Origin of the sequence: Brevundimonas vitisensis (assembly GCF_016656965.1) — a bacterium.
GTDB classification, from domain to species: Bacteria; Pseudomonadota; Alphaproteobacteria; order Caulobacterales; family Caulobacteraceae; genus Brevundimonas; species Brevundimonas vitisensis.
This window is the reverse complement of record NZ_CP067977.1, coordinates 2,321,525-2,345,639: the sequence shown is the minus strand read 5'-3', so window position 1 is coordinate 2,345,639 and position 24,115 is coordinate 2,321,525. Positions and strand designations below refer to the sequence as shown.

General features: G+C 66.3%; 20 protein-coding genes. 16 read left to right on the top strand and 4 right to left on the bottom strand.

From position 1 onward, the window contains the following. The first annotated feature begins 9 nt into the window (after nucleotides 1-9). The 6 genes from JIP62_RS11935 (at nucleotide 10) to JIP62_RS11910 (ending at nucleotide 7,481) form a co-directional block, all read left to right on the top strand. Nucleotides 10-1,122 (top strand): CobW family GTP-binding protein, encoded by a 1,113-nt coding sequence (locus JIP62_RS11935; protein WP_201102392.1) that lies wholly within the window; start codon nucleotides 10-12, stop codon nucleotides 1,120-1,122. After that, entirely contained in the window at nucleotides 1,119-1,811 is a 693-nt protein-coding gene (locus tag JIP62_RS11930; protein WP_201102391.1) for an SDR family NAD(P)-dependent oxidoreductase, read from the top strand. Before JIP62_RS11935 ends, JIP62_RS11930 begins: the two co-directional genes overlap by 4 nt. 11 nt (nucleotides 1,812-1,822) lie before the next feature. Then, nucleotides 1,823-2,785 (top strand): WD40 repeat domain-containing protein, encoded by a 963-nt coding sequence (locus JIP62_RS11925; protein ID WP_201104738.1) that lies wholly within the window; start codon nucleotides 1,823-1,825, stop codon nucleotides 2,783-2,785. A gap of 37 nt (nucleotides 2,786-2,822) precedes the next feature. After that, nucleotides 2,823-3,521, top strand: a complete 699-nt coding sequence (gene mtgA, locus JIP62_RS11920) for a monofunctional biosynthetic peptidoglycan transglycosylase (RefSeq protein ID WP_201102390.1) — start codon at nucleotides 2,823-2,825, stop codon at nucleotides 3,519-3,521. Nucleotides 3,522-3,616: 95 nt separating this feature from the next. Further along, nucleotides 3,617-5,500, top strand: coding sequence for a M2 family metallopeptidase (locus JIP62_RS11915; protein ID WP_201102389.1), 1,884 nt, complete (start codon nucleotides 3,617-3,619; stop codon nucleotides 5,498-5,500). 145 nt (nucleotides 5,501-5,645) lie between these two features. Then, entirely contained in the window at nucleotides 5,646-7,481 is a 1,836-nt protein-coding gene (locus tag JIP62_RS11910) for a ubiquitin-activating E1 FCCH domain-containing protein (protein WP_201102388.1), read from the top strand. A gap of 4 nt (nucleotides 7,482-7,485) precedes the next feature. Here JIP62_RS11910 and JIP62_RS11905 read toward each other — a convergent pair whose 3' ends face one another. Beyond that, nucleotides 7,486-8,397, bottom strand: a complete 912-nt coding sequence (locus JIP62_RS11905) for an isopenicillin N synthase family dioxygenase (protein ID WP_201102387.1) — start codon at nucleotides 8,395-8,397, stop codon at nucleotides 7,486-7,488. A 210-nt stretch (nucleotides 8,398-8,607) separates the two neighbouring features. Here JIP62_RS11905 and JIP62_RS11900 point away from each other — a divergent pair, with 210 nt between their 5' ends. Together JIP62_RS11900 and JIP62_RS11895 are read left to right on the top strand one after the other, a co-directional pair. After that, complete coding sequence (locus JIP62_RS11900; RefSeq protein WP_201102386.1) at nucleotides 8,608-9,282, top strand: OmpA family protein; 675 nt, start codon at nucleotides 8,608-8,610, stop codon at nucleotides 9,280-9,282. 146 nt (nucleotides 9,283-9,428) lie between these two features. Beyond that, the gene (locus JIP62_RS11895) at nucleotides 9,429-9,566 is read left to right on the top strand and encodes a hypothetical protein (RefSeq protein WP_201102385.1); all 138 of its coding nucleotides are present in this window, start codon (nucleotides 9,429-9,431) and stop codon (nucleotides 9,564-9,566) included. Between the two features lie 292 nt (nucleotides 9,567-9,858). Here the strand turns inward: JIP62_RS11895 and JIP62_RS11890 are convergent, their stop codons facing one another. Further along, complete coding sequence (locus JIP62_RS11890) at nucleotides 9,859-11,025, bottom strand: outer membrane beta-barrel protein (RefSeq protein WP_201102384.1); 1,167 nt, start codon at nucleotides 11,023-11,025, stop codon at nucleotides 9,859-9,861. 212 nt (nucleotides 11,026-11,237) lie between these two features. Between JIP62_RS11890 and JIP62_RS11885 the strand changes: the two genes are divergently transcribed. Genes JIP62_RS11885 through JIP62_RS11865 form a run of 5 tightly spaced genes read left to right on the top strand, consistent with a single transcriptional unit; the run spans nucleotide 11,238 to nucleotide 16,216 of the window. Beyond that, entirely contained in the window at nucleotides 11,238-12,038 is an 801-nt protein-coding gene (locus tag JIP62_RS11885; RefSeq protein WP_230974744.1) for an ABC transporter permease, read from the top strand. A 27-nt stretch (nucleotides 12,039-12,065) separates the two neighbouring features. Continuing rightward, a complete protein-coding gene (locus JIP62_RS11880; protein WP_201102383.1) occupies nucleotides 12,066-13,232 on the top strand; it encodes a chain-length determining protein in 1,167 nt (388 codons plus the stop codon). After that, the gene (locus tag JIP62_RS11875; protein WP_201102382.1) at nucleotides 13,229-13,900 is read left to right on the top strand and encodes an ABC transporter ATP-binding protein; all 672 of its coding nucleotides are present in this window, start codon (nucleotides 13,229-13,231) and stop codon (nucleotides 13,898-13,900) included. Before JIP62_RS11880 ends, JIP62_RS11875 begins: the two co-directional genes overlap by 4 nt. After that, nucleotides 13,897-14,757, top strand: coding sequence for a hypothetical protein (locus JIP62_RS11870; RefSeq protein WP_201102381.1), 861 nt, complete (start codon nucleotides 13,897-13,899; stop codon nucleotides 14,755-14,757). Before JIP62_RS11875 ends, JIP62_RS11870 begins: the two co-directional genes overlap by 4 nt. A 37-nt stretch (nucleotides 14,758-14,794) precedes the next feature. Next, nucleotides 14,795-16,216, top strand: coding sequence for a protein arginine N-methyltransferase (locus JIP62_RS11865; protein ID WP_201102380.1), 1,422 nt, complete (start codon nucleotides 14,795-14,797; stop codon nucleotides 16,214-16,216). A 51-nt stretch (nucleotides 16,217-16,267) separates the two neighbouring features. Here JIP62_RS11865 and JIP62_RS15315 read toward each other — a convergent pair whose 3' ends face one another. Further along, nucleotides 16,268-20,371, bottom strand: coding sequence for a M10 family metallopeptidase C-terminal domain-containing protein (locus JIP62_RS15315; protein ID WP_330999924.1), 4,104 nt, complete (start codon nucleotides 20,369-20,371; stop codon nucleotides 16,268-16,270). A gap of 174 nt (nucleotides 20,372-20,545) precedes the next feature. On the opposite strand from JIP62_RS15315, the gene argB reads away from it, so the two are divergent. From argB to dapD, 3 genes are read left to right on the top strand one after another with little or no spacing between them, the layout of a single operon-like run. Continuing rightward, nucleotides 20,546-21,472 (top strand): acetylglutamate kinase, encoded by a 927-nt coding sequence (argB, locus tag JIP62_RS11830; RefSeq protein WP_201102379.1) that lies wholly within the window; start codon nucleotides 20,546-20,548, stop codon nucleotides 21,470-21,472. After that, on the top strand, nucleotides 21,469-22,134 hold the full coding sequence (locus JIP62_RS11825) for a pyrimidine 5'-nucleotidase (protein WP_201102378.1): 666 nt from the start codon (nucleotides 21,469-21,471) through the stop codon (nucleotides 22,132-22,134). The genes argB and JIP62_RS11825 overlap by 4 nt, the downstream gene beginning before the upstream one ends. Continuing rightward, nucleotides 22,131-22,988 (top strand): 2,3,4,5-tetrahydropyridine-2,6-dicarboxylate N-succinyltransferase, encoded by an 858-nt coding sequence (dapD, locus tag JIP62_RS11820; RefSeq protein WP_201102377.1) that lies wholly within the window; start codon nucleotides 22,131-22,133, stop codon nucleotides 22,986-22,988. The genes JIP62_RS11825 and dapD overlap by 4 nt, the downstream gene beginning before the upstream one ends. Nucleotides 22,989-22,992: 4 nt before the next feature. On the opposite strand, the gene bioB is transcribed toward dapD, so the two are convergent. After that, on the bottom strand, nucleotides 22,993-23,988 hold the full coding sequence (bioB, locus tag JIP62_RS11815) for a biotin synthase BioB (RefSeq protein ID WP_201102376.1): 996 nt from the start codon (nucleotides 23,986-23,988) through the stop codon (nucleotides 22,993-22,995). Nucleotides 23,989-24,115: the final 127 nt, after the last annotated feature.

Here is a 24,115-nt window from a genome sequence, read left to right as displayed (position 1 = left end):
ATGAGGCCCATGACCGACACCCGCACTCCCGTCACCGTGCTCACCGGCTATCTCGGCGCCGGAAAGACCACCCTGCTGAACCGCATCCTGACCGAGGATCACGGCAAGCGTTACGCCGTCATCGTCAATGAGTTCGGCGAGATCGGCATCGACAACGACCTGGTCGTCGGCGCCGATGAAGATGTGTTCGAGATGAACAACGGCTGCGTCTGCTGCACGGTGCGCGGCGACCTGATCCGCGTCGTCGCCGGCCTGATGAAGCGCCAGCGCCCGGGCAAGCCCGCCTTCGACGCCATCATCGTGGAAACCACCGGCCTGGCCGACCCCGGCCCGGTGGCCCAGACCTTTTTCGTCGACGAGGACGTCAAGGCCAAGACCCGGCTGGACAGCGTCACCGCCCTGGTCGACGCCAAACACGTCATGGCCCGGCTGGACGACTCCAAGGAGGCGCGCGAACAGGTCGCCTTCGCCGACCGCATCATCCTGAACAAGACCGATCTGGCGTCAGAGGGTGAACTGGTCGCGGTCGAACAGCGCCTGCGCAAGCTGAACCCCCTGGCCCCCATCACCCGCGCGATGCGCGCCAATGTCCCGCTGGATCAGGTGCTGGGCCTGGGCGGGTTCGATCTGGAGCGGATCCTGGACATCAATCCCGAGTTCGCCAATCCGCCGCACGGAGAGGCCGGCCACGTCCACGACGAACACTGCGGCCACGGCCATGACCACGATCACGACCACGATCACCACCACGGCCATCACCACCCCCATGTGGACCGAGTGGACTCAGTGGACGGTGTTTCCGGCGCGCGCGGCCATGACCATGGCGACGACATCCGTGGTATCTCCCTGTCGCTGGACCGACCGATGAACGGGGCCAAATTCACCGCCTGGCTGGACCGCCTGCTGGGCGAGCAGGGTCAGAACATCCTGCGCGCCAAGGGCATTATCGACGTCCAGGGCGAGGACCGCCGCCTGGTCTTCCAGGCCGTCCACATGATCCTCGAGGGCGAGCTGCAACGCGACTGGGGCGTCAAGGAACGCCGCTGGAGCCGCGCCGTCTTCATCGGCCGCGACCTGGACGAAGCGGCACTTAAGGCCGGGTTCGAGGGGTGTGCGGCATGACCGCCGCTCCGCAGACCATTCTGATCGTCGGCGCGTCGCGCGGCCTGGGCCTCGGCCTCGTCGCCGAACACCTAGCTCGCGGCTTCGACGTCATCGCCACAGTGCGCAAGCCCGAGGATGAAGCCGGACTGAAGGCCCTTCCTGGTGCCGAGCGCCTGACGCTTCATCAGATCGACGTGACCTCCGACGCCGACATCGCGCGCCTGGTCGCCCAGTTGTCGGCACCGCTCGATATCGCCTTCATCAATGCGGGGGTCTCTGGTCCCAAGAGCGTCGTCAGCGCCGATGCCGACACCCTGAACCAGGTGATGCAGGCCAATGTCTTCGGCCCCGTTCGGCTGGCACACGCCCTGCTCGGCCATGTCCGCGAGCAGACCGGCACCCTGGCCTTCATGTCCAGCATCATGGGCTCCATCGCCGAGAACGAGAGCGGCGGGATGGAGGTCTATCGCGCCTCCAAGGCAGCCCAGAACAGCCTGGCCCGGTCCCTGTGGCTGACGGCCGCCCGGCCCTTTGGGATCACGGTCCTGTCGATCCACCCCGGCTGGGTCCGGACCGACATGGGCGGCTCCGGCGCCGACATCGACGTGGCGACCAGTGTGGCGGGCATCGCCGACCAGTTGGCCGCCAATGCCGGGGCACAGGCTCATCGCTTTATCGACTACACCGGTCGCGAGATCGCCTGGTGACGACCGCCCCCATGCAGATTTCATTCGATGCCCAGATCACCGCTGCCCTGTTCGACGCCGATGGCGCGGTCTTCGCCCTTGGCGACGGCACGGTCCGGTTCGAGGGCGGCGCAGTGGCCCAGGTTCATGATGGTGCCGTGCTGTGCGCATGCGTGCACCCGTCCGGCCGAGGGATCGTCACCGGCGGCGACGACGGGAAACTGGTCTGGTCCCGCTCGGACGAGATCGTGGTTCTGGCCGATGTCGGCGGACGCTGGATCGATTCCGTGGATGCCTCGCCCGCCTCTGGCCTGATCGCCTTTTCGGCGGGCAAGGTCGTGTCGGTGCTGGATGCCGCCGATCCCGCCTTCCGCCGCGACTTCAGCCATGAGCGCACCGTGTCCGGCGTCGCCTTCGAGCCCAAGGGGCGACGGCTGGCGGCCTCTACCTATGGCGGGGCCGCTCTTTGGTATGCGCGCATCGCCCAGCAGCGTCCCGTGATGCTGGCCTGGGCTGGATCGCACACCGGCGTCGGCTTCTCACCGGACGGGGCCTTCGTCATCACCATCATGCAGGATGCCCAGCTGCACGGCTGGCGGCTGAAGGACGGCAAAAACCTGCGCATGGGCGGCTATCCGTCCAAGATCCGCGCCATGGCCTTCCTGTCCAACGGAGCCCTGCTGGCGACGTCTGGGGCCCAGGGTGCCGTCCTGTGGCCCTTCATCGGGGCGAACGGTCCCATGGGCCGCGAGGCGACCGAGATCGGCTATGACGAGGGAAGCCTGGTCGCCCTGGTCGCGGCCCGCCCGGACCACGGCGTCCTGACGGCCGGTCTGAACGACGGCCGCGTCTGGCTGGCCGATCCGGCGGGCCAGGGTCTCAACTTCGTCAAGGCGGACAAGGGCCCGGCCATCGCCGCCCTGGCCCTCAGCCCCGATGCGACCCGCATCGCCTGGGCCGATGAGGATGGAGCGGCCGGGGTCGTCTCGGTCTGATCTTGCTCCGCCCGGTCCAGGGGGCCATCATCCATCCATGACGGGGGCGTCCGACACCATCCGAAAGCGCGGCCGGCCGATCCTGATCGGACTGCTGGTCCTGGCGTTGCTGCCGATCGGCGGCGTCCTGATCCATGCCGTGGTCCCGCCGCCGCTGACCCTGCTGATGACCAGTCGGGCCTTGAGCGGCAACGGGCTGTTCTATCGCTGGCGAGGGCTGGACGACATCTCCCCCCGACTGGTCGAGGCCGCCATCGCGGCAGAGGATGCCAACTTCTGTGCCCATTCGGGCTTCGACATGAAGGCGATCGAAAAGGCTCTGCGGACCAATGCCTCCGGCGGTCGCGTCCGGGGCGGTTCGACCATCAGCCAGCAGACCGCCAAGAACGTCTTCCTGTGGCCCGGCCGCGACTGGATCCGCAAGGGGCTGGAGGCGGGCTATACCGTCCTGATCGAGGCGACCTGGTCCAAGCGCCGGATCATGGAGGTCTATTTGAACGTCGCCGAATGGGCCCCCGGCGTCTATGGGGCCCAGGCCGCCGCCCGCCACTGGTACGGCAAGGACGCCGACGAGCTGACCGCGCGCGAGGCGGCCCGGCTGGCAGCCATCCTGCCCAGTCCGCGCCGCTATAAGGCCGCCTCGCCCGGCCCCTATGTCCGCCGCCGCGCGGCACGCATCCAGGCCGCCATGGGCACAGTGCGCAACGACGGCCTGGCCGCCTGCGTCCTGGACTGAACCGCGGCGCTTGACGGACGCTTCGCCGTCACATCCTGTGCGGCCCACGAACGAGGTCCGGGGCGCATCGCCCGGCCTGCGTACAGGAGACCCTGATGAAACGCCCCCTGATGACTGCCACTGCTGTCTGCGCCCTGACCCTGGGTCTGGCCGGCTGCGCCCTGTTCCGCGACGATACCCCGATGGCCGAGACGCCGCCCCCCGCGTCGGAGCTGGGTGCCATGCCCGTCGCCACCGACCAGACCTTTGCCGCCACGGCTGAAGGAGCCACCGCCTTCGTCGCCAAGGCCGAAGCCGATCTGAGCGCGCTCAGCGAATATGTCGGCCGGGTCCAGTGGGTGCGCGCCACCTATATCACCCACGACACCATGTGGCTGGAGTCCAAGGCCAACGCCCAATACACCGAGCTTCAGGTCAAGCTGGCCAATGAGGCCGCCCGCTTCAACGATGTCCAGGTGCCCGCCGACGTTCGGCGCAAGCTGAACCTGCTGCGTCAGGGCATCACCCTGCCGGCCCCGAACCGTCCGGGCGGCGCCGACGAACTGGCCCAGATCACCACGCGGCTGGATTCCACCTATGCCACCGGCAAGTTCGACTATCAGGGTCGCCAGATCACCCTGGATGACGCCGTCGGCCTGATCGCCGAGAGCCGCAATCCGGCCGAGACCAAGGCCCTGTACGAAGGCTGGCGCACCGTCTCGCCGGTCATGGCCTCCGACTATGCGCGCATGGTCGAAATCGCCAACGAAGGGGCTCGCGAGCTGGGCTTTGCCGACACCGGGGCCATGTGGCGCTCGGGCTATGACATGACCCCCGACGCCTTCGCCGCCGAGACCGATCGCCTGTGGGAACAGGTCAAGCCCTTCTACGAGAACCTGCACTGCTATGTGCGCAGCCGACTGAACGAGCGTTATGGCGACGCCGTCCAGCCCGCGACCGGACCGATCCGCGCCGACCTGCTGGGCAATATGTGGTCGCAGCAGTGGGGCAACATCTATGACGTCGTGGCCCCCAAGACGGGCGGCGACAGCAGCTATGACCTGACCGACCTGTTGGTCCAGGGCGGCTATGATGCCGAAAAAATGGTCCGCACCGGTGAGGGCTTCTACACCTCGATCGGCCTGGATCCCCTGCCCGAGACCTTCTGGGAGCGCAGCCAGATCACCCGCCCCGAAGGCCGCGAGGTCGTCTGCCACGCCTCGGCCTGGAACCTCGACAATCTGGAGGATGTGCGCATCAAGATGTGCACCCAGGTGAATGGCGACGACTTCTATACCGTCCATCACGAGCTGGGCCACAACGTCTATCAGCGCGCCTACAAGGACCAGCCCTTCCTGTTCAAGAACGGGGCGAACGACGGCTTCCACGAGGCGATCGGCGACTTCATCGGCCTGTCGGCCCTGACCCCGACCTATCTGAACCAGATCGGGCTTCTGGAGACCGTGCCGGGCGATGCTGAGGACATCCCCTTCCTGCTGAAGATGGCGCTGGACAAGATTGCCTTCCTGCCGTTCAGCGTGATGGTCGATCGCTGGCGCTGGGATGTGTTCAGCGGCAAGACCGGCCCGGCTGAGTATAATCAGGCCTGGACGGCCAATATGCTGAAATACCAGGGCCTGACCCCGCCCGGACCGCGTCCGGCCGACGCCTTCGATCCGGGGGCCAAGTATCATATCCCCGGAAACACGCCCTACACCCGCTACTTCCTGGCCCACATCTATCAGTTCCAGTTCCATCGCGCGGCCTGCAAACAGGCCGGCTGGACCGGGCCGCTGCACCGCTGCTCGATCTACGGCAACACCGAGGTCGGCCAGCGCTTCAATGCCATGATGGAGATGGGCCAGTCCCGCCCCTGGCCCGAAGCCATGGCCGCCTTCACCGGTGAGAACGGCAATGACGCCTCGGCCGTCGCCGACTACTTCGCGCCGCTGAACACCTGGCTGACCGAACAGAACCGCGGCAAGGCCTGCGGCTGGTGACGCGCTACCTCGCCCCCCGCCCATGCGGAGGGGGGCGAGGTTCCGTTAACCCTGCGTCTTGGCCGATCCCTTAACCGGCCCACGCCATCATGCCGGCATGAGATGTCGGCACAGTTGCGCCCGGCGTCGGGATGAGCGGATCGGTATGAGCCTGTTGACCTGGACCCATGCGGCGCGGCGCTTTGCGCGCGACACTCGCGGCAACATCGCCATGATGTTTGCCCTGAGCCTGCCCGTATTAATCCTGATGACGGTGGGCGGCGTGGACATCCACCGGGCCTCAACCGTGCGCGTCAATCTTCAGGACGCCCTGGACGCCGCCACCCTGGCTGCGGCCCGATCATCCTATACCGAGGACGTCGACATCAACCGGGTCGGCATGGCCTCGCTCGAAGCGAACCTGAAGGCCTACCCCCAGATCACGCTGCGCACCGGCGACACCCGCTTCAGTCTGGATGAAAACGACGTCGTCATCGCCGACGCCAAAGTCGATGTGAAGACCCTGGTCGCCCACATCTTCCTGCCGCCCTACGGGCAGTTCATGGACGAGTATATCCCGGTCGGGGCCCATTCGGAGGTCAACCGGTCGTCCAAGAACGTCGAGGTCGCTCTGGTGCTCGACACCACCGGCTCGATGCAGGGCCAGAAGATCATCGATCTGCGCGCCGCCGCCTCAGACCTGGTCGACATCGTGGTTCAGGACCAGCAGTCACCCTATTATTCCAAGGTGTCGGTGGTGCCCTATTCGATGGCCGTCAACGTCGACTCCTATGCCACCAACGCCCGCGGCTCCATCATCGGCTCGGCCAATATCACCGGAGCCTCCTGGTCGACGGGCTCGTCGAAGTCGATCAGCAACATTACCCGCAACAACCCCGCCCGTATCACCTCCAACAACCACGGCTTCCAGAACGGTGACGTCGTCTGGATCAACGGCGTCAGCGGCATGACCCAGGTCAATAACCGCGCCTATGTGGTCTCGAACCGAGCGACAAACACATTCACCCTGTCCGGCGTCTCGAGCTCCAACTGGAACAACTACAGCTCGGGCGGCACGATCCGGAAATGTCAGGTCGACGACTGCTCGGTAGTGGTCACAGCCAACAGCCACGGCCTGTCCAACAACCAATATGTCCGCATCACCAATGTCAGCGGCATGACCCAGATCAACGACCGGACCTATCGGGTCAGTGACGTCACGACCAATACCTATTCGATCGGCGTGAACGGGGCCAACTGGGACAACTACTCCAGCGGCGGCCGGTCGTGGTGCGCCCAGGCCGGCTGCACCTACTACGCCTTCTTCAACCCCTACGGCACCCTGGTGACCCAGCAGATCAGCACCTGCGTGACCGAGCGGCACGGCACCAATGCCTATACCGACGCTTCTCCGGGCTCGGCGCGACTGGGCCGCAACTATCCGTCGTCCAGCAACCCGTGCCTGCCCAACACCATCCTGCCGCTCAGCAGCAACCGCACCACGATCAAGAGCCGTATCAATGGCCTGACCGCATCGGGCTCCACAGCCGGTCACATCGGGGTGGGCTGGGGCTGGTACACGGTCTCCCCGAACTTCGCGTCCCTGTGGCCGTCCAATGCGGCCGGTCCCTACAACCCGCTTGAGGTCCTAAAGGCTGTCGTCATCATGACGGACGGCGAATACAACAGCGGCTATTGCAACGGCGTCATCGCCCAGGACTCGACCAATGGCTCCGGCTCGCGCGAGGTGCAGATCAACTGCAATGCGCCGAACGGCCACCCCTTCGACCAGACCCTGGCCCTGTGCGCCTCCATGAAGGGATCAGGCGTCATCGTCTATACGGTCGGGTTCCAGGTGGTCGACGACCCGCGCGCGCGGGCGATCGTCAACGAGTGCGCGACCTCGGCCAATCACGTCTATATGCCCAACAGCGGCACCGACCTGTCCGCCGCCTTCCAGGCCATCGGCCGCGACATCACCCGGCTGCGGATCTCGAAGTAGGCGTCTAGAGCAGGCGGATTTCCCGCAGCCGCTGCAACAGGAACTCCTCCGCCGTGATCGACTGCCCGGCATAGCGGTCCGGCCGGTCGGGCGTGATCGTCGACGGCAGGGTCGCGATCTCGAAATCCGGATTGAAGTGCAGGAAGAAGGGCGTCGAATAGCGCGCGAAACCGCGCCGTTCCGGCGCCGGATTGACCACGCGGTGCGTCGTCGACGGCAGGACATGATTGGTCAGCCGCTGCAGCATGTCGCCGATATTGACCACCAATGCGCCCGGCGGCGGAGCGATATCCAGCCAGCGCCCATCGGCATCCTTCAGCTGCAGCCCCGCCTCCTCCGCGCCGAGCAGAAGGGTGATGACATTGATGTCCTCATGCGCGCCGGCCCGGACACCGGGGGCATCAGCCGGAACCGGCGGATAGTGCAGCATCCGCAGGACGCTGTTGCCCATATCGACCTTGTCCTCGAACCAGTCGTCGGACAGCCCCAATGCCCGCGCGATGGCCCGCAGCAGCTTGCGCCCTAGGTCATCCATCGCCTGGAACATGCCGTAGAGGTGGGTGCGGAAGCCCTCGATCTCGGTGGGCCACACATTGTCGCGCATATACTGGCGGTAGGGATGGCCAGCCGGGAGTTCGCGCCCGACGTGCCAGAACTCCTTCAGATCGACGGCCGCGGCATCCTTGGCCGCCTCGATCCCGAAGGGCGTCAGGCCACGTGCCCCACCGATCCCCGGCACATGATAGGCCCGCTTGACGGCCTCGGGCAGGGCGAAGAAGGCCTTGGCATCGTCGATGGCAGCCTCGATGACGGCTTCATCCAGCCCATGATCGGCGACCACCGCAAAGCCGTAGCGCCGGAATGACGACCCGAGGGCGTCGCTGAAGCCCTGAAAATCCTCGTCATACAGCCGCATCGAAACCGGCTCGATGGCGCGACCTGAAGAAGCAGGAACGGATGACGGGACAGGATTCACGGACTTGGCCTTTGGCTTGATCAGGGTCGGCTTTTACGTTGTGGGCCCCGATCTTGGCAAACCCGCGTCGTTCATCTCAGATACAGCTAGGAACCTTCACCGTAGACTGGCGTTTTCGCGCCGACCCATTCGGATCAGAAGGATATATCCATGCGCGCCAAGATTTTCGTCGCCAGTGCCGGCGTCATCACCCTGCTGGCCACGGCCGCCTGCACCACGACCGACCCCTACAGCTCGACCCCGCGTCGCAACAACACCGGCACCGGTGTGATCGCCGGCGCCGTGGGCGGGGCGATCCTCGGTTATCTGACCAACACCTCCAACAGCGAAGAAGGCCGCAAGAACGCCCTGATCGGGGCTGGCATCGGAGCCCTGGCCGGTGGTGCGGTGGGCAACTACATGGATCGCCAGCAGCGCGCCCTGGAAGCCGAACTGTCCGGCACCGGCGTTGGCGTGGCGCGTCAGGGCGACGTCCTGGTGCTTCGCATGCCGTCGGATGTGACCTTCGCCAGCAACCAGTCCAACATCGAAGGCGGCTTCTACGCCGTGCTCGACGATGTGGCCGCGGTCCTGAACCAGTACGATCAGTCGACCATCGACATCATCGGCCACGCCGATTCCGACGGCGCGGACGCCTACAACCTGGACCTGTCGCGGCGTCGGGCGTCCTCGGTTGCGTCCTATCTGGTACAGCGCAATGTTCTGGCCGACCGTCTGTACGTCGAAGGGCGCGGCGAGGCCGAGCCGGTCGCGTCCAACGCCACGGCCTCGGGCAAGGCCCAGAACCGCCGGGTGGAGATCACCATCCGTCCGTTCCGCGGCTAAGCGCCTACAAGCCTGAATGAATGACGGGCGGCATTTCGGTGCCGCCCGTTTTTTAGTGAACAGCGACTTGCGATGCCGCTCATCTCGTGGTGACTGTCCTTCTGTCGAATCTCGGGGGAGCGGCAGTGGGTCCAGATCATCGCGACTTGATACACGGCCTTCGGTTGGCCGGTATTGCTCTGGTCTCCGCCGTCCTGACGGCCTCGCTGGTGATCGGCGTCGGAGAGGCCATAAGGGAACGCGGTACTGCCGGTCCCAGCGTGATCCAGGCCAGTCTGAGCTAGCGGAAGCCGGATCCATAGAGGTTGCGCAGCGGCGCAGCCATCCGCGTCAGCATTCAAGCCCGGCCCGTCGGCACAGCCTTGCCTGACGTGAGGATCGATTGTGACCCTGGCGACGGCGTCGGCCTTCCACACTCTCCCGTAGCGGCTCTGCTTTCCGACCACGCCCCACAGCAAAAGCGCCGACCCGGTTTCCCGGATCGGCGCTGATGTTTGTTTCGACGACTTCGCCGACCTTCGGGCCGAAGCCCGGGATCAGGGCCCGGCTTGTGACCGGGCCCGTCTCCGAAGGGTCTTAGAAGTTGATGTCGATGGTCGCACGACGGTTCAGCGGCTCACGCACGCCGTCAGCCGTCGGACGGGCCAGGGCGGTTTCACCCTTGGCGTCCAGCGAGATCACGCCGCCGTTGACCTGTTGGGCCACCAGGGCGTCCGCAACGGTGCGGGCGCGGCGGTTGGACAGGCCGACGTTATAGGCGGCCGAACCCGAGGTGTCGGCGTGGCCGACGACCAGGATACGGGTCGGACGGCCCGACTTGGCGTAGTTGGCCGCCTGGGTGATGATCGAGCGGGCTTCGGCCGTCAGGTCCGAACGATCCCAGTCGAAGTACACCACGAACTGACGCGCCTGGACCGGAGCCGGGGGCGGCGGGGGCGGCGGAGGCGGCGGCGGGGGCGGAGGAGGCGGCGGGGGCGGCGGCGGCGGCGGGGGAGGCGGCGGCGGCGGAGCGTCGGCTCCGAACGCGTAGCGCAGGCCCAGCGTGATCGCGTGGCTCTCGTTATAGTCGCCTTCGAAGGTGCCGAACGGATAGACAACCGACGTGGTCGAGCTGTCGAACTCCAGGTCCGTCATGAAGTAGCGATAGGTCAGGTCCAGGTGAGCGCGGTCCGAGATCGCCCAGCCCAGGCCGGCGATGGCCTGAGCAGCCAGTTCGGTCGAGCTGTCGTCAGCGCGGAAGCCGACGGCGCGAACGCCGGCGAGCGAACCCACGATGTCCGTGTTCACGCGGGCCACACCGGCACCCAGGCCGATGAAGGGACGCAGGCTCCAGGAGGCATCGCCGAAGTCGTAGATGACATTGGTCATCAGCGAATAGGATTCGACGTCACCTTCCGGGGTGTCGCACGGGCCGGTCGTGGCCGGCGAGCAGATCGAGGATCCAGCGCCCGTCGGGGTGCGCGTGAAGATGCCCACTTCACCCGAGCGATAGCCGCCTTCGAGTTCGACGCGCCAGTTCTGGTCGAAGCGATAGCCCAGACGTCCGAAAGCGGCCCAGCCGTCTTCGACTTCCAGTTCCCACAGATCGCTGAAGCCAGCGTCGGCGACCTTGACGTCGTCAACACCATGCCAGCCAGCGTCGATCGCGCCGTACCAGCCGTTCGGTTCCGCAGCAGCGGCACCGGCAGCCATCAGAAGCGCCGCAGCAGCTCCCGAGGCCAGAATGAAGTTCTTAGCACGCATGAAAAAGTGCCCTCCGCAGCTCTATGTTCAAAATGCGACGGACACGCCGCCTCGAACGTCACATATCAGCCTCGCTGTACGAGGTCGAGTAGCAAACACTGCCCGGCGAGGAAGGCACGCCAAACCGTGTTTTCGGGGATACAGGGCGGCCTGCCGGCGGACACACCCCAAGCGACGCTTGCCTGCCTCCGCGCGGTCGCTATCGTCAAAACGTGACCGACCGCCCCCTCGCCTTCGCCATTCTGTCGCCGTGGACGCGCCACAGTCGCGTTGTCGGGGCGCTAATGATGCGTGAACTGATCACCCGGTACGGCCGCCGGGGCCTGGGCTTCGTCTGGCTGATCGGCGAACCCTTGCTGTTCTGTCTGGGTGTATTGGTGCTGTGGTCCATCATCCGCCCCGACCATGAGCACGGCGTCCGGCTGGGTCCCTTCGTCATGACCGGATACATGGCACTGTTGCTGTTCCGCCATCAGATCAGCTTCAGCCTGGCCGCGCTGCAATCCAATATCGGGCTGCTGCACCATCGGGCCGTGACCGCCCTGCACATTTACGCTTCGCGCAATCTGCTGGAGTTTCTGGGCGCGACCGGCGCCTTCGTCGTTGTCTATGCCATCCTGATGACCCTGGGACAGGTCAGCCTGCCACACGACTGGCTTCTGCTGTATTTCGGCTGGATCATTCTGGGTCTGATGGGGATGGGCCTGGCCCTGACCCTCAGCGGTCTGGCCGTCCGCTTCGAGGTCATGGAGCGGATCGTCCCCCTCCTGACCTATGCGCTGATCCCGCTGTCAGGCGTATTCTTTATGGCCGACTGGCTGCCCCCCGCGTATCGCGAGCTGTTCCTGCTGATCCCCCTGCCCCATCCGGTCGAGATGATCCGGGGCGGGGTGTTCGGCGAGTTCGTGGCCACGCACTACGATCCGGTCTATGCCCTGACCTGGTGCGGAGTCCTGAACCTGCTGGGTCTGGCGCTGCTGAACGGGGCCAAGGACCGCATCGATGCCGAATAGGATAAAGTCTGTCGTGAGCGTGTATCTGTGAGCGAGCCCCGGCTGACCTATCTGGGCCCCACGCCCGACGCGGAAGACCGCGGCCGTTCGACCAGCGACTGGCGCAGCCGGCTGCCTTGGCCCTTTCTGATCGTCGTAGGGGTGCCGACCTTGCTGGCGGTGCTCTACTTCGGCCTGATCGCCTCGCCGCGCTATGTTTCCGAGGCCCGCTTCATAGTGCGCGCGCCCAGCGAGATGCAGCCGTCATCCCTGGGCGTGGCTCTGGGCGGGATCGGTGTCGCCCAGGCCCAGACCGACGCCTTTGCCGTTCACGAGCACATTCGGTCACGCGACGGTCTTCGTGAGCTCGGGGCCCGCTATGATGTGGCGGCCCTGCTGGGTCGGCCCGGGGTGGATGTCTTTTCCCGCTACCCGCGCCCCTGGGAAAGCCGCAGTTTCGAGGGACGGCACAAGGCGTTCCAGCGTTTCGTCACGGTCGGCTATGACTCCACCACCGGGATCAGCACGCTGCGGGTCGAGGCCTTCCGCCCCCAGGATGCCCAGGGCATGGCCGAGGCTCTGTTGCAGGGCGGCGAGCGCCTGGTGAACCGCCTGAACGAACGGGCAGCTGCCGATGCCGTGGCCCAGGCCGAGCGCGCGCAACTGGAGGCCCAGGCGCGGCTGGCGGCGGTCCAGGCGCGACTGACGTCCTTCCGTAATCGCGAACGCTTCATCGACCCCCAAAGGGCCGCGGCCGAGAGCACGGCCCTGATCGGCGAACTTCTGGCGGCGGTCGCCGGCCTGCGCGCCGAACGCTCGCAACTGGCCGCCGAGGCCCCGCAAAGCCCGCAACTGCCCAGCCTGGACAGTCGCATCAGCGCCTATGAGCGCCAGATCGCCGCCGAGCGAGCGAAGATCGCGGGTGATGCCGGATCGCTGGCCCCCCGGGTTGGAGCCTATGAGGAACTGGTTCTGGAACGCGAGTTCGCCGACCGCCAGCTGACCCAGGCGGCCGCGGCCCTGGTCGAGGCGCGTCAGGAGGCCCGGCGTCAGACGCTGTATCTGGAACGGATCGTCGATCCTGGCCGACCGGACGAGGCCATGTTGCCGCGTCGCTGGCTGTCGATCCTGACGGTCCTGCTCAGTTCGCTTCTGGTCTATGCCCTGGGTCGCCTGATCTGGGCGGGGGTGCGCGAGCACCGCCAGGACGGATGACGCCGCCCGACCTGCCGGGACTGTCGGTGCGTCGGCTGGGCAAGACCTGGCGAGGAGCCACGGCCCCGGTTCTCAGCGATGTCGATTTCGACCTGGAACACGGCGGGCGACTGGCCTTGCTGGGCCGAAACGGTCAGGGCAAGTCCACCCTGATCAAGATCCTCGGCGGGGTCCTGTCGCCAAGCCGGGGCGTCGTGACCTGGCGCATGAGCGTGTCCTGGCCCATCGGCTTCGGCGGTGGATTTCAGGGCAGCCTGTCGGGCCTGGACAACATCCGCTTCATCGCCCGCATCTATGACCGACCCTATGCCGAGACCCTGGCGCGGGTAGACGATTTTGCTGAACTGGGCCCTGCACTGCGGGAGCCGGTGAAGCACTATTCCTCCGGCATGCGGGCCCGACTGGCCTTTGGCCTGTCGCTGGCAATCGAGTTCGACTGCTACCTGATCGACGAACTGGTCGCCGTAGGCGATGCCCGCTTCCAGCAGAAATGCCGCGAGGCCCTCTTCGAGCGCCGGGCAGAGCGCGCCTTCATCATGGCATCCCACGACATGCATCTGGTCGCCGAACAGTGCGACCGCGCCCTGATCATCGAGGGCGGCCGCGCCAAGCTGTTCGCCGACATCGACGAGGCGATCGAGATCTACAGCTGGCTGAGGGCGGCATGACGGCCACGGTTGCGGCCTGCATCCTGCTGTTGCCGGGTAAGGCCGCAGCGGCCTGGCACGAAAGGCTTTTGGCCTCAGCCGGGGAAGACTGGTCCGTCCTGCCCTATGCGGGGCAACCCGTGTCGGCCATAGCGCACGGGACGATCCTGCTGGTTTCGGACATCGCCCATGCCAGGCATCTGGAGCCTGCCCGCTGGATCGTCGTGGCCCCGGACCTGGGACAGGCGGCGCAGGCGGCAGCGAGCGCCTATGACCTGCCACCGGAACAGGGCCTGTGGGTCGTGTCCCGTCTGCTGGCCGAGGCCTCGACGCTCAGCGACGCCCTGTGGATCACCGACCAGACGAGGGGGGCCACCGAGATTGTACCCGGGCTGGTGGTTCCGGCCGCTGAGCACCTAGCGGAAGCCACCGATGCCGGCTCGGCACGGACGGCCTTATCGCTGTTTGCCGACGGACCACCCCTTCATGGCGCATCGGCGCAGTGGGCGCGGGACCTGTTCCGCCACACCTCCACATCCGGCGTGGTTCAGGGCGTACCGGAGCGGCTCGATATCACCGGGCGTGCGCGCATTCTGGTCTTTGGACCCTACGTCAGCCTTCCCCCCGGCGACTGGCGTATCCGGCTGCGGTTCTGGCTGGATGCGTCGGCCGCAAAGGCGTCGTGGCGGCTGGAGTGGGGCGATCAGGCCAGGTTCGCCACACACGCGTTTCGTCCGGGGCGGGCCGGTCGGTTCGAAGTCGAGCTCTCTCATCGCTGGGAGGATGCTGCGCCGTCCGAGCTTCGACTGGCGCTGGACGTGCCGGCGGTCGACGGCGTGCTGGGGTTCGAAGGGGTGCGGGTGGACCGGGTCGGCTGAGATTGCTTTCGCGGCGACACCTCCTTAGCGAGGCAGGATGGAAATCTTTGGAATCAGGGTGTGGGGCGAACCGTCGGCGGGCGGCCTGGCGACCATGGGCGACGCAGCCCGCGATCGTGGCGATTGGGCCGGTGCGGCCCGTGCCTATCGCGCCTCGCTGGATCTGGACGACAGCCGGGCAGACCTCTGGGTGCAGCTGGGTCATGCCCTGAAGGAAGGCGGGGATCGAGCGGGGGCCGAGGCCGCCTATCGCCAGGCCCTGGCCCGTGCGCCGGAGGTCGCCGACACCCACCTGCAACTGGGCCATCTGCTCAAGCTGACGGACCGGCTGGACGAAGCGGCCCAATTCTATAGCCGCGCCCATCGGCTGGACCCTGGCCAAGATGATGCCGGGCGCGAACTGCGTGGGTTGCTGCGCGCGGGCGTTTCCCTGCCTCGCGAGGTGCCGCAGGACGATCCGCAGCCTCAGCGGCGGGTGTCTGCGGTTGCACGCAACCGGCGCGCCCTGCGGGTCGAACCCCTGTTGCACCGGCGGCCGCCGCAGGCTGTTACCCCGGCACATGAAGCGCCTGAGCCCGAGCCGGTACGCATCGAGGCCGAAGCCGCCCCCGCCCCGCCCCCGCCTCCACCACCCCCTCCCCCTCCGCTTCCGGAGCCCCAGCGCTATTTCACCCTCGGTCCGGACCTGGGGCTGACCCGGCTGACGGATGGACATTTCCTCTATGTCGATCCGATGGATGAGGCGGTGGCGGCCCATCTGATCGCGCGGGGATACTGGGAGGCCTGGATTCATCAGGTCATCTGCGGCCTGGTCCAGCCGGGGGACCATGCGATTGAGGTCGGCGCCAATTTCGGCGTCTACACCGTGGCCATGGCCCAACGCATGGGACCGGAGGGCAGCCTGGTCACCTTCGAGGCCAATCCTCATCTGGCCGAACTGGTCCGCCGCTCGGTGCATTTCAACGGCTATTCGGGCCGGGTCAAAGTCGTCGCCAAGGCGGCGGCCGACCGGGCGACGACCCTCAGCTTTGCCACCTCTCGGCGCAATGCCGGCGGCGGCACCCTGTCGACGCGTGAAGGGGCCCTGGGTCAGGACAGCGAGCTGATCGTAGTCGAGGCGGTGCGCCTGGACGATGTCGTCACCGGCGACGTCCGCCTGATCCGCATGGACGCGGAGGGGTCAGAGCCCCTGATCCTGCGCGGGGCCGAGCGGCTGCTGCAGCGGCCCGACATTGTCGTTTGTATGGAGTGGGATGTGGTCCAGATGGGCGCACGCGCCGATCTGAATGCCTTCGTCGCCTGGCTGAGCGGTCAGGGCTTCCGCTTCTGGCGTATCCAGTATGACGCGACCCTGCTGGAGATCGACGCTGGCGAAATGGCGACCCTGTCCGCCTGCGATGTCGTCATGAGCCGGCAACCGCCCATCGGCGGCGTTATCGCCTCGCCCCTTCAAACCTGAACCCCGAGGCGGGAAAACCGCCTCGGGGAGTATCAGATCGGAACCGGCCTATCAGGCCCAGGGATCGTGCAGATCGCGCAGATGGGTGGTGGCGCTGTCGCGTCCCAGATCCATCACGCCCTGCAGATCCAGCTGGTCGTTGAACAGGGACTCCGTCCCGTTCGTCGCGCCGCCGCCCAGCGCCGCGGCCAGGTCGAAGCCGCCGTCGCGAACGCCCGGCAGGACCAGCGGGCCGAAGTCGAAGTCCGCCTTGCCGGCACCCGACACGATGTCGCCCGACAGCAGGAAGCCGTCATCGACCACGCCCGGCAGGACCTGCGGCGCATCCACGTCGAACTTGCTGGCGTTCGCCACCGGTCCGGGCAGGACCTGGGCTTCGTCCCAGTTCGCCTTGCCGTCAGCACTGTCGTCGACGATCCCCGGCAGGACCAGCGGTCCGTCCAGCGAGACCTTGCCCGCCACGGCCGAAGCCGGTCCGGGCAGGACCTGCGGACCGGAGGCGGGATCCGCCTTGCCCAGGTCCAGCATGAAGCCGTCGTCCGACACGCCCGGCAGGACCAGCGGACCCTCGTCCGCCTTGCCTTCGGGCAGGGCGGGAGCCGCCGCTGCAGCCTGGCTCGGCAGGATGAAGTTGGCGGCCGTCAGATTGGCCATGGTGACGCCGTTCAGAACGATGAAGTCCCCATTGCTGAGGTTGATCGCGCCATCGGCACCGACCTGGCTGAAGGTCGTCTGCAGGGCCGCAAAGCTGGTGAACTGGGCAAAGGCCGACAGATCGATCCGGTCGTTGGCCAAGGAGAAGTCGACGATCACGTCGCCGCCCGTACGGGCGTTGAAGACGAAGGTGTCGTTTCCGGCATCACCGTAGAGGACGTCGTTTCCGGCCCCGCCGTTGATGATGTCGTTGCCGGCGCCGCCCCGCAGCGTGTTGGCCGAAGCATTGCCCGTGACCGTATTGTTCAGATCGTTGCCGACACCGAAGGCCGTCGTGCCGATCAGGACCAGGTTCTCGATATTGGCCTGCAGATAGACGCCGCTGTTGGCGACGCGAATGTCGGCATAGACGGTGTCGGTGCCGCCGCCGGAGGCTTCGGTCGTCAGATCGTCGCCGCTGTCGACATAGAAGCTGTCGTTGCCGGCGCCACCGTCCATACGGTCGTAGTCGCCCAGGCCGGAGTCCCCGCGCAGGGTGTCGTTGCCGTTTCCTCCGACCAGGATGTCGGTGAAGAAGCCGTCGCCGCCGGTCAGGGTGTCGTCACCCTCACCGCCCTGGAGATTGTCGGCATCGGCGCCGCCGTTCAGCGTGTCGTTGCCGATCCCGCCGTCCAGATAGTCGATGCCCGCATCACCGTTCAGCGTGTCATTGCCGTCCTGGCCATACAGGGTGTCATTGCCCGAACCGCCGTTGACCGTGTCGTTTCCGGCACCGGCGATCAGCAGGTTGGCCCCCTCGTTGCCGGTGATGACGTTGGCCAGACCGTTGCCGACGCCGAAGATGTTCCCGGCGCCCGCTTGAAGCGTCAGATCCTCGACGTTGGCATAGAGGTAGTAGTTCGACGTCGAGAAGACGCGATCCTGACCTTCGCCGGCACCCTCGAAGATGATGTCGGACTGAGAGTCGACATAGAAGGTATCGTTGCCGATGCCGCCGCCCAGGTGGTCGTCGCCGCCACCGCCATAGATGGTGTCGTCGCCCGCGTTGCCCGACAGCACGTCGAAGCCGGTGCTGCCATAGACGGTATCGTTGCCGTCATCGCCATTGATGACCGAGCCGAGCAAGACCTCAGCGACGGGCGTCTGGCTGGGGGAAGAGACGTGCAGCGTATAGGTGGCACCGGCGGCCGGCGGGGCGCTGACCAGGGTCGCATCCGCGCCGGACTGCCAGCGGCCAACCTGGATGTAATAGGTTCCCGCCGTAGCGAAAGTATAGGTGAGGTAGGAGTCCGTCGAAGCGCCTCCGTCACCGGCCTGCCCCGCATCATCATTGTTCGCCAACTCGACATTGTCGGCCGTGACGATCCGCAAGGTGCTGTCGAAGCTCGCATTGTCAATGTCGAGCCGGATCGTTTCGCCCGCCGTCACCGTCACCGCATAATATTCGAGGCCGCCATGAGCCGTTGCCACGACCGTGGAGTGCGGGATCGAGGTGGCGTCCTGAACACCGGCGCGCGCCTGAAGATCGAACGTTCCGGTCAGAGAAACAGCTGTTGTCGTGCTGTTGTTGAGCGTTGTCTGAGCCTTGATCACGTCAGGGGCGGCCGTCACGACCGCGGCTCCGGCGTAGAGGGTGTCATTGCCGCCGCCGCCATTGATCAGGTCTGCCCCGCCGCCGCCGCGGATGACGTTAGCGTTGTTGTCGCCGTCCAGACGGTCGTTGAAGGCCGAACCGGTGAGGTTCTCAATGGTCGCGAGGGTGTCAGTGCCCGCACCGCCCGTCGCGGTTCCCGTCGCCAGGCTGACGGTGACGCCGGCCCCGGCACCGGTGTAGTCGGCAGTATCGATTCCGTTGCCACCGACCAGAGTGTCGTTGCCTAGGCCACCGATCAGGATGTCGTCGTTGTCGCCGCCGTTCAGAATGTCGTTGCCCGACCCGCCGTTCAGCGTGTCATTCCCGGCCAGGCCATTGATGGTGTCATTCCCACCCAGTCCGCCGATGGTGTCGGCAAAGGCACTGCCGTTGATCGTCTCATTGGTCAGATCCCCGGCGACCAGCAGCCCGCCCGTGGGCGCAGCGGCGATCCGCTGGTCCGCGAACTGCAGGAACTCGACATTGGTGATGGTGTCCGTGCCGTCGGGCCCGACGACCGTGCCGACCTGGCCATTCCAGGTGATGGTGTAGGCCGAGCGGTTGCCGGCAAAGACCACCGTGTCGGTGCCCAGGCCGCCATCGATGGTGTCGTTGCCGCCGTTGCCGCGCAGGCTGTTGTCGGCCGAGTTGCCGCGGATGGCGTCGTCGCCGGACCCGCCAATGGCGTTCTCGATCGTCACGCCGACGGCGACGGCCACGTTGCCGACCATGCCGCCCACGTTGGAGAAGGCCCCCTGGCGCAGGTCGATGATCTGGTTGTTGAGGTATCCGGAGAAATCAAAGGTGTCGGTGCCGCCGGCATCCCAGACCGCAAAGATCAGGACGCTGGTTTCGAAGGCGGCGCTGTACCAGGGCTGGCCTGCGTTGGAGTTGAAGCCATAGACGGTGTCCCCGGTCCGGGTGGTCATATTGGCCCCGTACAGACGCTGGGCTCCCGCGATGTCGTCGACCAGGGGCGCGGCGGCATAGCGCTGGGCACCGATCGAATAGTTCGCCCCGGTGAACCCTTCATCGAAGTAGCTCATCACCGTGTATTGCAGCGAGTCTTCGAAATAGGTGGCGTCCGTGCCGTAGCGAATTTGAACGCCTTCGCTGGCGTTATAATCGGCGGGGTGGCTGAACCCGATCGCGTGCCCGATTTCGTGCACCAGCACCAGCTGGCCATACTGATTCATGATCGGCGTTGCGTTGTAGTCGATCGAGTTATTGATCCAGACGTCGCCGTTGTTGACACCAGCGTTGCGGTTGTTCGCGTTGGTGGCGGAACCCGGCAGATAGGCAAAGGCGGCAGCACCGGCGGCGCCCGTCGCATAGTTGCCGAACACCATGGTGGCGTTGTTGGAATAGTTGCTCCCGGCGTCGTTCACACGGGTGAAGGTGATGTTGGCCACGTCAGACCATGAGGCCAGCGCCAGCAAGGTCGCGTTGATCTGAGTGGCCGTGAACTGGCTGAAATCGCCTGTCCCATTGGGCATGGTGTCCGGTGCGGTGGCCCGGAACGAGAAGGTCACATTGGTCGCCTGACCCAGGGCCGACCAGCTGGCCCCCGAGCGCGTCAGCTGCTGTCCGGCCTCGCCAACACCCAGGGACGGCTTGCCGTTTGGCTGCAGGGTTCCCCGGTCATCGGCATTGATGATCGCGCCCTGGGTGTCACCATTGGCATCGGTCGCGCCGTGGAAGCGGCCGCAGCCGCCGCACAGGCCATAGGTCGAGATCCCGCCGAACAGAGAGTCCGTCGTGTCGGTCGGCGTGTTGAAGACGGCGGTGTTCAGCGGCGCGTCTGCATCTTCGATGAAGCGGCCCGAGGTGGAGGAGCCGCTGCGGGCGCCGGCGAAACTGTCGAACATGATGAACCCCAACCGAGAATGAACTACGCGATACCAGCACCCTAACCGGCGCACGGCAAACGGCAAGCGTGACCGTCGTCAGCGGGTTCAACGGTCGGTGATCACGGGTCGTTCGCTGCGGCCCAATCGGCTTTGCCGGTGACAGGAAGCGTCCTCATCGCTATCAGCGCCTCGATGGACGAGAACGAACGCCAATCCGAAGATCGCGGCTGGGACACCGCCAAGACGCTGGCCGAAGCCCTGCCCTATATTCAGGTCTATGATCGCGAGACGGTCGTGATCAAATACGGCGGCCATGCCATGGGCGAAAGCGCCGTGGCGCGGCAGTTTGCCGCCGATGTGGTGCTGCTGAAGCTGATGGGCGTCAATCCCGTCGTGGTACACGGCGGCGGGCCCCAGATTAGCGCCATGCTGGACAAGGCGGGGGTGAAGTCCAGCTTCGTCGACGGCCTGCGTGTCACCGACAGGGACACGATGGCGGTGGCCGAGATGGTCCTGTCCGGCGCGGTCAATAAAGAGATCGCCCACTGGATCACAGTGGCGGGCAAGGAGGCCGACGTGCGCGGCATCGGCCTGTCCGGCAAGGATGCGGGCCTGCTGACCGTCGAAAAGACCAAGCGCACCAAGCGTGACCCCGACAGCATGATTGAGCATGAGGTCGATCTGGGCTTCGTCGGCGACCCGACCCGGGTCGATGCCAAGCTGCTGACCCGCCTGCTGGAATCGGACGCCGACTGGGTGCCGGTCATCGCGCCGATCGGGGTGGCTGAGGACGGCCAGACCTATAACGTCAATGCCGACACGGTCGCCGGTGCCCTGGCCGGAGAGCTGAGGGCCAAACGGATGCTGCTGCTGACCGACGTGCCGGGCGTGCGCGGCGCCGACGGCCAGATCATCCGCCAGATGACGGTCGGCGAGGCTTCGCGCTTGATCGAGGACGGCGTCGCCACCGGCGGCATGATCCCCAAGCTGCAGACGGCCATGGCCGCCGTGCGCGCAGGCGTCGAGGCTGTGGTCATCCTGGACGGGCGTCGCCCCCACGCTATGCTGGTCGAACTGTTCACCGAGCACGGGGCCGGAACCCTGGTGAAGGCGGCATGAGCGCGCCCGACCTGTCGCACGTCGTGTCCTGGATCTTCGACATGGACGACACCCTCTACCCGCGGGAACAGGGGGTGATGGGGCTGGTTCAGGAGCGGATCAATCTGTTCCTGATCGATGCGGTCGGCCTGCCCGGGCCGGAGGCACGCGTCCTGCAGAAGCAGTTCCTGAACGAATACGGCACGACCCTGGCCGGGCTGATGGCCAACTATGCCGTCGATCCCGAACGCTTCCTGCGCGAGGTCCACGACGTTCCCCTCGACGGGCTGGAGCCGAACCCCCGCCTGGATGCGGTCCTCGCCGATCTTCCTGGCCGACGCTTCGTGCTGACCAATGGCGCGCGCAGCCATGCGGCACGCGTCCTGGATCGGATCGGCATCCCCGACCGGTTCGATGGCGTCTTTGCCATCGAGGATATGGACCTGGTCCCCAAGCCGGCACCGGCCACCTTCCGCCGGTTCCTCGCGGCCCATGACATCGATCCTCACACCGCCATCTTCTTCGAGGATACGCCGCGCAATCTGGAACCGGCCAAGGCCATGGGCATGACCACTGTTCTGGTCGGCGATGGCCATGGTCACGAGATCGGTCCCTGGATCGACCATGTCGCCCCCGATCTGCTGGAATTTCTGACCCCCCTGACCCTGAAGGCCGCCGCATGACCGATCTTGCCCAACTGGAAACCGTGATCGACGCGGCTTGGGAAGACCGCGCGTCCTTGTCACCCACCAGCCGCGGCGAAGTCCGCGAGGCGGTGGAGCATGCGCTGAACCTGCTGGATTCGGGTCAGGCGCGCGTCGCCTCGCGTGGGACGGACGGTCTCTGGACCACGCATCAGTGGCTGAAGAAGGCCGTGCTGCTGTCCTTCCGGCTGAACGACAACCAGGTGATGCGTGCCGCCGACCGGACCGCCACCTCGAATGCGCCGGGCGTCGGCCCGTGGTGGGACAAGGTGCCCAACAAGTTCGGCGACATGACCCCGACCGAGTTCCAGACGGCCGCCTTCCGCGCCGTGCCGGGGGCCATCGTCCGTCAGGGAGCCTTCATCGGCCGCAATGTGGTGCTGATGCCCAGCTTCGTGAACATCGGAGCCTATGTGGACGAAGGCTCCATGGTCGATGCCTGGGCCACCGTGGGGTCCTGCGCCCAGATCGGCAAGAACGTGCACCTTTCGGGTGGGGCCGGCATCGGCGGCGTGCTGGAACCGCTCCAGGCCAATCCGACGATCATCGAGGACGGCTGCTTCATCGGGGCCCGTGCCGAGGTGGCCGAGGGCGTCATCGTCCGCGAAGGCGCGGTCCTGGCTATGGGCGTCTATCTGTCCGGATCGACCAAGATCGTGGACCGGGCGACCGGCGAGGTCTTCCGCGGCGAGGTCCCGGCCTATTCCGTCGTGGTGCCCGGCGCCCTGCCCGATCCGAACGGTGGCCCGTCCCTGTATTGCGCCGTCATCGTCAAACGCGTCGACGCCCAGACCCGCGCCAAGACCGGGGTCAACGAGCTGCTGCGCGACTGATTGATCAGGCGGCGGCCTCGACCGTCGCCGGTTCCAGAGGGCGCAGGTCCAGCAGCGCGAACAGCCGCGCGTCTTCGTCCTGTTCCGGATTGGGCGTCGTCAGCAACCGTCCGCCCACGAAGATGGAGTTGGCCCCGGCCAGGAAGCACAGGGCCTGCATCTCCACGCTCATGGTCTCGCGTCCCGCCGACAGCCGCACCATGGCGCGTGGGCAGACGATCCGGGCGACGGCGACGGTGCGGACGAACTCGATGGGATCGATCTCTCCCGTCTTCAGCACCCGCTCGCCCAGCGGCGTTCCCGTGACCGGCACCAGGGCATTGACCGGCAGGCTGTCGGGATGGACCGGCAGGGTCGCCAGGGCGTGCAGCAGCCCCGCCCGGTCGCGGCGTGCCTCGCCCATGCCGACAATGCCGCCGCAGCAGGTGCTCATGCCCGCGTCGCGAACATGGGCCAGGGTGTCGAGACGGTCCTGATAGGTCCGCGTGGTCACCACCTCGGCGTAATAGTCGGGCCCGGTGTCCAGGTTGTGGTTGTAATAATCGAGACCCGCCGCCTTCAGCTGGCGCGCCTGGTCGGCGGTCAGCATGCCCAGGGTGGCGCAGGTTTCCAGACCCAGGGCCTTAACCCCCGCGATCATGGAGGCCAGCTTGGGCGTATCGCGATCCTTTAGTTCGCGCCAAGCCGCCCCCATGCAGAAGCGCGAGGCACCGCCCGCCTTGGCCGCCATGGCCTCGGCGATCACGGCCGAGGCGTCCATCAGCTTCTCGGCCTTCAGTCCGGTGTCGAAACTGGCCGACTGCGAGCAGTAGCCGCAGTTTTCCGCACAGCCGCCGGTCTTGATCGAAAGCAGTTGCGACTTCTGGACCTGCGACGGATCGAACCAGGCCCGATGCACCGTCGCGGCGTCGAACACCAGCTCCATGAACGGTCGAGCGAACAGGGCCTCGACTTCGTCCAGGGTCCAGTCATGGCGGGGTTGGGTCAGGTCACGGGTCATGCCGCTTCCTGCGACGCTCGGCGGCGAAGGGCAAGCCCCCGCTGCCCCAAGGGCGCTCAACATCGCTTTGGCACCGGCCATCATATAAGGATATCCTTATACGATTGTTGTGCCGCAGGCCGTGCCG